This is a genomic window from Gardnerella sp. KA01002 (assembly GCF_049244015.1).
In the GTDB taxonomy this organism is placed as follows: domain Bacteria; phylum Actinomycetota; class Actinomycetes; order Actinomycetales; family Bifidobacteriaceae; genus Bifidobacterium; species Bifidobacterium vaginale.
Genome location: NZ_CP058365.1, coordinates 1052561 through 1064879 on the forward strand (window position 1 = coordinate 1052561; position 12319 = coordinate 1064879).

11 protein-coding genes are annotated in these 12319 nt (G+C 38.5%); 2 read left to right on the forward strand and 9 right to left on the reverse strand.

Features of this window, described 5'->3' with window-relative positions; all coding sequences use genetic code 11:
- Positions 1-15: 15 nt before the first annotated feature.
- On the reverse strand, positions 16-825 hold the full coding sequence (locus HXT60_RS04120) for a nucleoside phosphorylase (RefSeq protein WP_162861954.1): 810 nt from the start codon (positions 823-825) through the stop codon (positions 16-18).
- A gap of 615 nt (positions 826-1440) precedes the next feature.
- On the opposite strand from HXT60_RS04120, the gene cysK reads away from it, so the two are divergent.
- Positions 1441-2373: a cysteine synthase A gene (gene cysK / locus HXT60_RS04125; RefSeq protein ID WP_421790820.1), complete on the forward strand. Its 933-nt coding sequence runs from the start codon at positions 1441-1443 to the stop codon at positions 2371-2373.
- A gap of 140 nt (positions 2374-2513) precedes the next feature.
- A complete protein-coding gene (epsC, locus tag HXT60_RS04130) occupies positions 2514-3371 on the forward strand; it encodes a serine O-acetyltransferase EpsC (protein WP_004138006.1) in 858 nt (285 codons plus the stop codon).
- A 7-nt stretch (positions 3372-3378) separates the two neighbouring features.
- Here epsC and HXT60_RS04135 read toward each other — a convergent pair whose 3' ends face one another.
- From HXT60_RS04135 to HXT60_RS04170, 8 genes are all read right to left on the reverse strand, one after another.
- Complete coding sequence (locus tag HXT60_RS04135; RefSeq protein WP_004138275.1) at positions 3379-3801, reverse strand: GNAT family N-acetyltransferase; 423 nt, start codon at positions 3799-3801, stop codon at positions 3379-3381.
- A gap of 100 nt (positions 3802-3901) precedes the next feature.
- Positions 3902-5158 (reverse strand): serine/threonine transporter SstT, encoded by a 1257-nt coding sequence (gene sstT, locus HXT60_RS04140; protein ID WP_415697203.1) that lies wholly within the window; start codon positions 5156-5158, stop codon positions 3902-3904.
- Between the two features lie 209 nt (positions 5159-5367).
- Positions 5368-6675, reverse strand: coding sequence for an MFS transporter (locus HXT60_RS04145; protein ID WP_064623609.1), 1308 nt, complete (start codon positions 6673-6675; stop codon positions 5368-5370).
- A 419-nt stretch (positions 6676-7094) separates the two neighbouring features.
- Positions 7095-8033 carry an ABC transporter permease gene (locus HXT60_RS04150; protein WP_004114777.1) on the reverse strand — a complete coding sequence of 313 codons (939 nt, stop codon included), beginning with the start codon at positions 8031-8033 and terminating at the stop codon, positions 7095-7097.
- Positions 8030-8809, reverse strand: a complete 780-nt coding sequence (locus HXT60_RS04155) for a hypothetical protein (RefSeq protein WP_004114776.1) — start codon at positions 8807-8809, stop codon at positions 8030-8032. Before HXT60_RS04155 ends, HXT60_RS04150 begins: the two co-directional genes overlap by 4 nt.
- A gap of 10 nt (positions 8810-8819) precedes the next feature.
- Positions 8820-9926, reverse strand: coding sequence for an ABC transporter ATP-binding protein (locus tag HXT60_RS04160; RefSeq protein WP_004114774.1), 1107 nt, complete (start codon positions 9924-9926; stop codon positions 8820-8822).
- A 666-nt stretch (positions 9927-10592) separates the two neighbouring features.
- A complete protein-coding gene (locus HXT60_RS04165; protein WP_248898790.1) occupies positions 10593-11480 on the reverse strand; it encodes a nucleoside hydrolase in 888 nt (295 codons plus the stop codon).
- A gap of 44 nt (positions 11481-11524) precedes the next feature.
- On the reverse strand, positions 11525-12319 hold the full coding sequence (locus HXT60_RS04170; RefSeq protein ID WP_014554494.1) for an energy-coupling factor ABC transporter ATP-binding protein: 795 nt from the start codon (positions 12317-12319) through the stop codon (positions 11525-11527).

Genomic DNA, 12319 nt, shown 5'->3' on the forward strand with positions numbered 1-12319 from the left:
ATCAGTGTAAACGTGTCAAATGCGCAACACTGCTTCAATACAAAGCTCAAGCGCATACGCTTTAGAGTCTCCACCCCAATTGCGCTCATCGTAATTTTCAACATCGTGCAAAGTATCTGCAGTGTAAAGAATCTCACCCCAAACAATCCCACGCATTTGCGCACAAGCCGCTAAAGCAGAACACTCCATCTCAACAACCGCGCATCCCTCCTGCTTACGATTAGCAACTTTCGTCTTAGTTTCACGGAAAAACCCATCCGTAGTCCACGTTTTAACTTCATGATAAGGCAAATTGTGCGCCTGTAAAGTTTGTAAAATAGCACGTCTCGAGCGCTCTGAAACGTCAACATAACGACTTGGAGGCAAATAATGATAAGAAGTCCCCTCATCCCTTAAAGCTTTATACGGAACCAGGAAAACATTTTCCGCATAATCAACTAGCGATCCGCAAGAACCAGCACTAACAACTTCGCTAACACCGTAAGAAATCAGCCAGTCTAAGATCTGAACAGCGGCAGGAGCACCAACTGGAGCCTGCACTAAGCAGATTTTTTGCGTTTCTTCTTCTACTTCGCTGCCTGTATTTTCTCTTACTTTTTTCTCTACTTTTTCTTCCAAAACATATATTGGATATACTTTAGTTGCAGATTCAAAATTTGCTACAATCGTAGCTTTCCTACTTAAAGCATACTGATCAATTTCATCGCCTAAGAAAGCAAAAACCGCTTTAGATGGAAGCTGAACAGAAATATTATCGTGTTTTGGCATTAAAACTGCACTTTTATCGTAATCATACTCTAAAATCGGCAAATCATATTCTGTCATATAATCAACTCTTTCATACAATCGACTAATTCTACAAGCCATTCAATCCTATATACCAGCACGCACATTATCGCACGAAAATCACAAATCAGCCAAACACAACAAATTCTCGGGCGATTGGCTACTATCGCCAAACAGAGACACTCACGCATGAGAAGGAGTACATATCAAAGTTTGACAAACACAGATCCATTCGCTATAGTCTTCACTTATCACCATTTCTACTAGTAAAGGAGTGCGCATGTATCATACAAATATGATGACAAATTGTTGTTGTAACGTATGCTGTTGCGCATTTCTTAATCGAAATGATGTTTGCAAGCACTAAGTATGCATCATCTAGCCTGTGTTAAAAAGCATTTACGTTAAAACACAGCAAATTACGATTCAAGAAACAGCGCGCTGTTTCTTTTTTTATGCCAAAAATCGAATATAAGACGTTGAAAAGATAACAATTTAATACGGATTAGATATTAAACAGATAAATGGCATCTTTAGAAACAACTAATAAAGCAATAGTCGCTTTATTAATAAAATCATTTTTTAAAAATTAAAAACAAATCAAACAAAACAAAAACAAACAAGTAAAACAACAAACAAGTAAGGGGAAATATTATGTCTAATATTTACAAGTCCGTTCAAGAACTCGTAGGCCACACTCCACTTATGGAGCTTACGAACATTGAAAAAGAGTATAATCTAGCAGCAAAAATCCTTGTAAAACTCGAATACTTCAACCCAGCAGGCTCTGTAAAAGACCGAATTGCAAAGCAGATGATTGAAGAAGCAGAAGCCGCAGGAACAATTAAACCAGGCTCAGTAATTGTTGAGCCAACCTCTGGAAATACTGGCATTGGTCTTTCAATGATTGCTCAAACAAAAGGATACAAAAGCATTATTGTTATGCCAGAAAGCATGTCTATTGAACGCAGAAAACTTATGAAAGCATACGGCGCCGAACTCGTACTCACCCCAGCTGCAGAAGGAATGAAAGGCGCAATTGCCAAAGCGAAGGAAATCGTTGAAAACACGCCAAACGCGTGGACTCCAGGACAGTTTACCAATCAAGCAAATGTGCACGCGCATTACAACACAACTGGGCCAGAAATTTGGCAAGACACTAACGGAAACGTGGATATTCTAATTGCAGGCGTTGGAACAGGTGGCACAATCACAGGTACTGGCACATATTTAAAGGAACAAAATCCGCATCTGGAAGTAATCGCAGTAGAACCAGCCGACTCCCCTGTGCTCGCAGGCGGCAAACCAGGAGCGCACAAGATTCAAGGAATCGGCGCAGGATTCGTGCCAGATGTGCTCAACCAAAACATTTACGATCGCATTGTTCACGTAACAAATGAAGACGCAATTGAAAACGGCAAGCTTATAAGCAAAAAAGAAGGCGTGCTAGTGGGTATTTCTTCTGGAGCTGCAATCTGGGCAGCAATCCAAGAAGCAAAAAGAGAAGAAAACAGTGGTAAAACCATTGTTGCAATACTTCCCGATTCAGGAGATCGATACTTGTCTACAGCATTATTTGAAGACTAACTACATTTAGGAGCGCTACTGTAAATACGCAAGTTTTGATTAAATAATATATGGATAATATATGGATAATAAATAACATTATTAGATAATGATCAAAACTATAAAATAAAGAAAAATAATAAAAATAACGGGAGAAATGTATGAGTGATCGCCTTGATCTTATAAGTCAACTAAACTCAATTCACGATTCAGACATAAGACAGGCTACATTCATACCTAATTACCGAAATATTATTGCACTCATACATGCGACTCAGGCTCTACTTTTGCCTGAGTTGCATGTGCGCAATGAAATCAACGAGACTACTCAACTCAATGCTAGTTTGAATACTAACGCTAGTTTGAATACCGTTACTTCAAACGCATTAGACACTATAGAACGCATTATATTCCACGAACTTCAATGCTACACAAGCAACACAATTAAAATTCGAGAAACTTGCAATCAATTTATAAATACTCTTCCTACAATTAAAAAGTTACTTTTAACAGATATTCAAGCCATATATGAAGGCGATCCTGCTTGCACAAGCAAAGTAGAAGTCACACTCGCATACCCTGGTTTTTATGCAATGCTTATTCACCGCACAGCGCACGCACTCTACGAACTTAACGTACCGCTAATTCCTAGACTTATGAGCGAATATGCACACAGAAAAACTGGAATCGACATTCATCCAGGAGCAAAAATTGGCGCATATTTTTGCATTGATCACGGAACTGGCATTGTAATTGGCGAAACAACTGTAATCGGCGAGCATGTTAAGCTTTACCAAGGCGTAACGCTGGGTGCAAAAAGTTTTGCGCTAGACGATTGCGGAAATCCTGTAAAAGGCGGAAAGCGGCATCCAAATATTGGAAATAATGTTGTAATTTACGCAAACGCAACAATCTTAGGCGGAGAAACCACAATAGGAAGCGGAAGTATAATCGCAGCAAACGCGTGGATTAACCGCAGTATTCCTGCAAACACAACCTACCACTTCCCTAAAGCCTAATACGCAATCATGCTCTGTCTTTTATAAAACCGCAGCACTCGATTTCTGATAACTCAATAAAACCAGCAGATTTATAAAAAGCAATAGTTTTTTCAGTACAATCCGTTGTTAATTGAATTTGACGAACATTAGGGTAAAAATCCACAATCGCATTTAACAAAGCAGAGCCTATCCCCTGCCTTTGATACTCCGGCAAAACAAGAATATCCTGAATAAGAACAACCGTATGTCCGTCACCAACAGCTCTAACAATGCCAACTAGCTCATCATTTTTATACGCAGCTAAAACCTTGAGTGAATTGTTAAAGCCATTTTCTAAAGCAACTAAATCATCTGTATACGAAGACCAACCAACAGAATCATATAGTCTTAAAATATCTTTGCTATTATATTTTTCGTACTCTTTTATTTGAACATCTGCTAGATTCATTTACAATAACACCTCGCAAAATATAACAAAAGTGCGCGATCTAAAACGTAAAAACGGAAGAACGCGCACTAATAATAATACTTAACAAAAGCTACAACAGCTACTTTTTAAGTTGCACTGGTTCGTGGTCTTTGCCCATCTTAAACTTAAGACCTGCACGCTGCCACATGCGATATTCGCCAACTGCCGTAAAGAGAACATCTGTGGAAGAGTTAAGCGCAGTTTCGCACGAATCTTGAATCACGCCAATAATAAGACCAATAGCAACTACTTGCATAGCAATATCGTTTGAAATACCAAACGATGAGCACGCAAGAGGTATAAGCAAAAGCGAGCCACCAGCAACACCAGATGCGCCTGCAGCGCTAACCGCAGAAAGCACAGACAAAATCACAGCTGTTGGAATATCAACGTAAATCCCAAGAGTGTGAGCAGCACACAAAGCCATAATCGAAATCGTTATAGCAGCACCACTCATATTAATGGTTGATCCAAGCGATATAGAAACTGAGTAATTGTCTTTGTTAAAACCGAGTTTTTCGCACAAATTCATGTTTACAGGGATATTTGCAGCAGAAGAACGCATAAAGAACGCTGTAACTCCCGAATCGCGCAACGTTCGCAATACAAGAGGATACGGATTCTTGCCAGTGAGAGCAAAAACCAAAATTGGATTAACAATCAAAGCAACAACAGCCATAGTGCATACTAACAAGGCAATAACGGAACCATATTCACTAAAAATACGAAGACCATTGCTTGCCACTGTTGTATAAACAAGACCCATAATGCCGAAAGGCGCTGCGTTAATAATCCAGTGAACAATTTTTCCAATAGCAGACGAAACGTTGTCAAAGAATGCTTTAGTGGAAGGCTCAGCCAAACGAAGCGCTACACCGAAGGCAATTGCCCAGAATAAAATACCAATAAAGTTTCCCTTAGCAAGAGCATCTACAGGGTTTACCACAATATTTAACACAAGAGAATTAAGAACTTCACCGATTCCTTGAGGAGATGGCGAAGATGCTGCTTCAACATGCGCAAAAGTGAAATCAACAGGGAAAATCATAGCTGCACATACAGCTATAAGGCTTGCAGTGAAAGTAGAAATCGCATACAACACGATTACAAGCTTCATGTTTCCAACACTTTTTGCTTTTGCGAGCGCTCCAATCACAAGGCAAAATACCAAGATAGGCGCAACGGATTTAAGTGCGCTCACAAAAAGCTTTCCCATAAGATCGAGTACGTAAACGTGAGCTGGCACAAAAAGACCAAGTGCAGCGCCAAGAAAAAGACCAATGACAATACGCAAAATAAGGTCAATGCTATTCCACTTTTGAATAATCTTGTGCATGAGAGTCTCCTGTAATTTAGTTTGTGCAGAATATTTTATACTCTTTTATTTGTATTCATACTCGCAAGATTTTCTATTTTTACATATTATACACAGATATGCATACATATGCAAATCGTTAAGTTTTATCGATTTAACAATGCCTTTTGCTTAGAAGATAACACTTATTAATCACATATAAACTTCATATATTCTGCAGCGCAAATCATCTAATCTGCATAACTCGTATTGGGTAATTGAGGCAAAACAACAAGCAATCCTGCTGTGAAAATCAGCGCGAGTATAGGCAAAAGCTGCCATTGGAACGCCGATGAGAATGCAAATCCAATCCAAGAACCAGTAGTAGCACCAATCGCAAACGCGAGGCGCGCCCAACCAGAAAACTTAGCGAGAGCACTCCCATTAAACAGAATCTGACGCGCAACAATAATCGGCTCTACTAGTAGCATTCCGCCAATCGCTTCAAGTAAGAATGCAAAGCACATCATTGGCAAAAGATTAATAAACATAAGACAATAAGCAAGCAAGCTCACAGCAATACCTAAAATCGCCACTTTTCTTAAACCGAGCTTTTGAGACGAATGCGCATACAAAACGGATGCGAGCACGCTTCCTACACCAGTGAAAATATACAGTATTGTTAAAGATTTAGAGCCATATTGCTTACCTAGACCAAGAAGAATATAGGAAACAGAGCATGCAGGAATAAAAGCAACCAAAAGAGATCCAGCAAGAAGCATGATTTTACTCTTTAGTAATGGATTCGCAGATTTATTAGATGCAGATTTGGAATCAACATCATTTTCTTGATTTTCTTTCGATTCTTTCGACGCTTCCTCTACATCTTGCGGTGTTTCTTCTACTTCATTAGACGCTTGCGCTTTTTCCTCTATTTCGCAAGACGCTTGCGCAATGTCTTGTTTCATAATAAATCGCGTAGCACAAGCCGCAAAAGAAGTGACGGACGAGAAAATCAAAACCGCAGGAATCGACCAGCTTGCAATCCAAGATCCAAGCGGAGAGCCGAGCAAGGTTCCTGTAATACTTGCCAAAATACTAACAATGCCGCTGTAGTTGACAATCATACCGTCATCGCCACCTGCAGCATCAACCTCGAAAACTTCGCTAGCAATGTCAATCACTTGACCTGTAATCAACAATGCGCAAGAAAGAGCTACAAGCGACCACTTCCACGCAGGAGATCCAAGCATAAGAAGCGGTAGTAAACTGAGCACGCCTTCTACGCCTTCAGTCATAGCAAGAGCGCGAAAACCGCCAAGCTTATCAACTATCCAACCAGAGCATGGCGAAAGAAAATCGGCAACCGTCATAAAAGTCTTACGAAAACCAATCACCCAAGCCGGCAAGCCCACAATAATAATAGAAGGCAAAACCGAGCCTTCATACGCTTGGTTACCGAGCATAGAAAAACAGAAGCCAACCAGCGCCCATCGCAATGCTGGGCTAATAGATCTCATACGAATAAAAATATTATTCTTGCTAAATATTGACTTCACAGCAACCAACTCTCCTCTAAAACTCTTTCAAAATCGCAAATCATAATGCAAGTTTACGCAAACTTACAGGCAAACTTACACAACTACTCACAAATCGCTATCAAACTTAAATAATTCACTACAAATTACACAAATCCAATAGCTTATTTAGTAAATTTGATATCACTATACTCTTGTTTAAAAAAAGCAAAAATTGCGTTATTATCGCACATGAGTATTTCTACACTTTTTTGAGTGCACACTATGGATAGTGGGTGCACTTTTTAACGATAGAAAAAGGTAATCGTTAAAAAGTTTAAGATTAGCTTGGTAGCTTGCTGAACAATCTTACGCAATAATCAACATGCCACTAGCATTACACCCACTCCACACCAGCGAATCTAATCCTTATATAATTAACTAAATCCCATATTTATCAGCTAAAACCCTATATTGGTTAAAGTACCTTTACGCTGTTGAACCGCCACACCAACATTCCATATGATCACACCAACAATTGCCCATAACATGCCAACAACAAGAATCACAAGTAGCGATACGCCAACATTTACAGAACCATCAACTATACTACGCGATACTTGAGTAACATGAGTTACTGGAATCACATATAACACGTATTGCATCATCTTAGGAAATACGCTAATCGGAGCAATCACACCACAAACAATAGGAAGTATTGCACTAAGCGCGTTAGAAATAGTATAAACATCATTCATCATCATGCTTATAGCAGCTATAGCAATACCAAATCCCGTAGAAGCAACAGGAACAATAAGGAACAACAGCATCAACGCACTCATATTAATCATCAAGAAAGCACTTGGGCTTACTACAAGCATTGTTATAAACAAAGTCACAGCATCACTCACTAAAGAAATAGTCAAGAGCGCAATAATACGACCTAACCATAATGGTAATGCAACTTTTGCGCTTGTAAGCACGAATGGTGTTGTGCCTTCAAAACGATCCCATGCTAGTGCTTCTGACACAGTCATACTTGTGGAAATAGAACACGCTCCCATCACAGCAGCAAGAGTTGAAGCAATCAAACTATGATTAAAACCCGCGCTAATTGCAGCACTAGCTGTTCCATTGAATCCTCCACTTACAGCTCCAGCTAGAAAAACGTATAAGAACGTGGATAAAAGAGGCTCAATAATCATACGAATAACAGCAGTATTCCAACTATTTAAGCTAGGTATACTCTGTATACTCACTCTTGCACCAGTTCGTATACTAGATAACACGCTCACGTGACCATACTGAGAATATTGATTATATTGATGCAATCTAGCGCACTTACTATTTTGAATAATTTTATTTCGCATAGTTTCAACCTGATTATTATTTCGTATCATATTATGTTTAAACTCCCATTAAGCGTTGCAAGTCGAATAGCATGACGTAACATAAAACCTGCAATAACAAGCAAAACGCTGGATAATACAACACATAACACAATTGCTAACACAGTAGTAGCATTAAACGATTGCGCATGAGCCACCCACACTGCCGACGTAAGCGGATGAATAAATGCAATAATGCGAGCAGGCAATGGCATTGATTCTACAGGGATTACTATTCCACAAAGCATCCATACAGGAATTAAAATCAAACCTTCATAAACTGTAGCTTTACGGCATAATACAAAAATTCCAGATAATAATGCAGCAGAAGCTACGCAAGCGAGCATAGAAAGTAAGTATCCAACTAGCTGCGTGAATGTTATCATAAAGAACCCATGGCATAAAACAGCAACGGTAATAATCGCAAGCGGCATACCAATGCACCCAAGTAAAGCTGCGGATCCTACAATAGGAAGAAACACTGCAGAAGGTGATATAACACTTAAAGTTAAATATTGTAATGTTCCTAAATAACGCTGGTATCCAATAATTCCAACAGCAGTAGTTGTAGCAGACCATAATCCAGCGATAGAAGAATCAACCCAAATATTATTAAGACAATTAGCGCAATCATGAGAAAAACCATAGTATGCAACAATTTTCATCAACGCAAAACATACTGGAGCAAGTATCGCATTTTGCAAGAAAAACGTTGTTTTCGCTAAACTTTTAAGCTGAAACCACATGCCACGAATCACAGAAGCGTATGAATGAGTAGAAGTATTCATATTAAACCTCCTACTTACTTAATGGGAGCAAGGACGGCGAAGAAGACGGCGTAGCAGCAGAAGAAGTAGAAATATTTGGTGCAGAAATATTGTCATTTTGCACAATAGCAAGATACGTTTCTTCCAAACTTGCAGCGCGATCACCTAAACGCGTAATCCCATCAACAGGAATTTTAATATTTCGTTCTTGAGATAATGTTTTACTCCACGCGATAGTAATATTTAACACTCCGTGTGATTCAAAAACATCACACCACAACACTCCATCAAGTTTTTGCAATTCTTCCTTAACACTAGGAGTTCCGCTTGATAGTTCACCGTCATACGCGTACATTGTTACGTGATCGATATGCTGCAAAGAAGCCAACTGCTGAACACTTCCCTGAGCGATAATATTACCGTGATTTATTACAGCAACAGTATCAGCTAATTTTTCAGCCTCACTCATCTCATGCGTAGTTAGCAAAATCGCTATTCCTTGATCTCGTAAAGCATGAATAATTTCACGTACTTTCCTAGCATTTTCAGGATCCAAACCAGTGGTAGGCTCATCTAAAAGCATAAGATCCGTTCTAGCGACCAGCGATCGAGCAATATGTAACCGCTGCCACATTCCCCTTGAAAAAGTTTGAACAGCATCATGAGCTTTATCAAGTAAATCAACTTGCTCAAGAGCATCGTGAATACGCTTTCCTTGCTCCCTATATGGAACAGCAGAAAGATCAGCAAAATAACGAAGATTATCTAATGCACTTAACCTTTGATAAAATCCTCGCTCACCTCCAAGAAGTAACGACACGTGCTTACGCGCTTCTCGAGGATTACTCACAGCATCAATATTGGCAATACGAACACTACCACTATCAGGAGCTAACAACGTACCAACAATTTTTACGGTAGTTGTTTTACCTGCACCATTAGGGCCAAGCAAGCAAAATATTTCACCAGAATGAATATCAAAAGATACGTTATGTAAAACTTGGCGAGTTGTTTTCTTACGACCGAATCCACGAGAATAAGATCTTGTTATATTATCAATACGCAATATTAAGTTGCTAGTTGACTGCTTATTATTGTTATCGCGACTATTAGTTGCGTCTTCTATATTATTATTCATTATTATTGCTTCGTTCTTACGTGTTATTAAAGCTTAATTCTTACTATTATTGAATAAATTTCAACAATGAAAATTAATTAGATAAAAAAGATAACGCTTGCTTACAAGAACGATAAGAACACGCAACAACATGCAAAAAACGTGCAAAAAACCAACGCGCATGTGCAAACATAATGACAAACATCATATGCAATGCGTGTTTAATACTGCTAAAGAATATGTATCTTAAGCTGTTTTATGTGCTTTTATATGCCTTTCAAACCGTTCTTAAGATTAGCGATCATTTGGGCAGTCATAGCGCAACACCTCATAAACTTAAATGTGCTTTACGTGGAAAATTATACGAGCATTACGTCAAAAACTCAAATATAAGCACGCTTAAAACTCTAAAAGAGCTATTGCTGAGTAACAATTATCACATTAACACATAGAAAATAACATTTATGCTCTATTGAAGCATCTTACTTTGCAATTTTTAATATTCATCAAAATCAATCACCTTATCAAATACATCACAATTAGTTTGCGAGCGCAACGCAACATCCAATTCAAGTAGTTATGAAGCAGAATGCAAAGGTAAAGCCGATAGGAAACGCTAAGTCTATATCTTTATTTGGTCCATTGCTATATAACTTCTATATTTCAGCAATATGCATTACATCATCTTTACACTTCTTTATCTAACTTTTCCAATCCTTCAACTAGAGTCTCTACAAATTTTTTCCTGTCTACTTGTTTGAGCACAAACACATTATCTTTGTGCTTCGGAACTTTCCTCAGATCAGCCAATGTCTGTCCTCTTGAAATCCCATTATCAGTAACAATATCTACATAATAATTTTTCCCTGAAAAAATATCTGGTTTAATTAGATATTCCACAGCACAAAGATCATGAATAGGACTATCTATAAATCCAAACTGCTTACCACTTTCGTTATAAAAACTCAAAAGTTCATAAGCTAGATGACTGACTTTCCCTTTATCTTTTAACGTTTTAATCTCATTCAGAGTAATCGCAGCATTCTCTGTGACGTCAAGACCCGCCATGATAACCGATATTCCTGAATGAAATACTATATGAGCAGCTTCTGGATCCACGTATATATTAAATTCTGCCAACTCCGTGCAGTTTCCATGGCTAATGCCACCGCCCATCATGCTGATGCACTCTATTTTTTCTTTCACCTCAGGATATACTTTTAAAAGAAGCGCAAGATTTGTCAACGGCGCAAGCGCAACTAGCGTGGTTTTCTCTTTGGACTCCATAATTTTATGGTACATATATTCTACTGCATTTTCTGATACAACAGGATAATCAGTTCCATTAAAATACGATCCATCCATCCCACTGTCACCATGTGCCTCTGGCGCTGTATTTAATGGCTTCACCAGGGGCTTATCCTGTCCTTTCGCGAGAGGAATATCCGAATGCACAAATTCCAAAATATTTTTTGCATTTGTTGTAACTTTTTCTATTGTCTGATTTCCTCCAACTGTAGAAATTCCCAAAATCTTTAATTTTTCAGGATTTGCGATAGCCGTAAGAATTGCCATGGCATCATCGTGCCCAGGATCACAATCAATCCATATTTGTCTCATTATTTTGCCACCCCAATCATATCGTCTATTGTTAATACACCCTTGTATCCAAGAAGATTAGCGAACTGGCAGATATATGGCTGTTTTAGATTACTAGATTTTAACAATTCCTCATCCCAGAAAATCTCTTTTGGACTTACATCCCTTCTTTTCTGTTTGTTTGCCATTACAATAACTCTATTGAATTCTTTCACTACGAATTCCATATCATGCGTGATGGTTATAACAATTTTATTCTTTGAGATAAGCCAATTTATTATTTCGCCAAGTCTTTCTGTAGAACCCCTATCCTGCCCCGCTGTTGGCTCATCCAAAATCACCACATCAGTATCCATAGCTACAATTGCAGCAATCGTAATAAATTTTCGCTTTGAATACGATAGATTGTACGGATGTTCTTCCAATACATTCTCTACTCCACAAAGCTTTGCAGCCTCTTCTACTCTTTTATTAACATCTTCCTTTGCTATTCCTCTTTTTGATAATCCAAAAGCAATTTCTTTGTAGATACTATCCTGGAAAATCTGATCATCTGGATTTTGAAACACATAACCCACATTTTTAGCAATTTGCGCTGCTGTAAGATTCGCTGTGCTTGTACCATTTACCAGAACTTCGCCTTTTGTTGGACGCAATAGTCCATTCATTAATTTTACTGTTGTTGTCTTGCCAGCGCCATTCTGTCCAATAATTGCGACTTTTTCTCCCTTTTCAAATTTCATACTGACGTTTTCAACTGCAGTATACCCATTTGAATATTGGAATGATACATTTTTAAGTTCTAAATATGCCAT

What these genes read in the sequence shown, in the direction of transcription:
- HXT60_RS04120 (WP_162861954.1), bottom strand. Translation starts at nt 825, where the DNA reads ATGACAGAATATGATTTGCCGATTTTAGAGTATGATTACGATAAAAGT.
- cysK (WP_421790820.1), top strand. Translation starts at nt 1,441, where the DNA reads ATGTCTAATATTTACAAGTCCGTTCAAGAACTCGTAGGCCACACTCCA.
- epsC (WP_004138006.1), top strand. Translation starts at nt 2,514, where the DNA reads ATGAGTGATCGCCTTGATCTTATAAGTCAACTAAACTCAATTCACGAT.
- HXT60_RS04135 (WP_004138275.1), bottom strand. Translation starts at nt 3,801, where the DNA reads ATGAATCTAGCAGATGTTCAAATAAAAGAGTACGAAAAATATAATAGC.
- sstT (WP_415697203.1), bottom strand. Translation starts at nt 5,158, where the DNA reads ATGCACAAGATTATTCAAAAGTGGAATAGCATTGACCTTATTTTGCGT.
- HXT60_RS04150 (WP_004114777.1), bottom strand. Translation starts at nt 8,033, where the DNA reads ATGATACGAAATAATAATCAGGTTGAAACTATGCGAAATAAAATTATT.
- HXT60_RS04155 (WP_004114776.1), bottom strand. Translation starts at nt 8,809, where the DNA reads ATGAATACTTCTACTCATTCATACGCTTCTGTGATTCGTGGCATGTGG.
- HXT60_RS04160 (WP_004114774.1), bottom strand. Translation starts at nt 9,926, where the DNA reads ATGAATAATAATATAGAAGACGCAACTAATAGTCGCGATAACAATAAT.
- HXT60_RS04165 (WP_248898790.1), bottom strand. Translation starts at nt 11,480, where the DNA reads ATGGCAATTCTTACGGCTATCGCAAATCCTGAAAAATTAAAGATTTTG.
- HXT60_RS04170 (WP_014554494.1), bottom strand. Translation starts at nt 12,319, where the DNA reads ATGGCATATTTAGAACTTAAAAATGTATCATTCCAATATTCAAATGGG.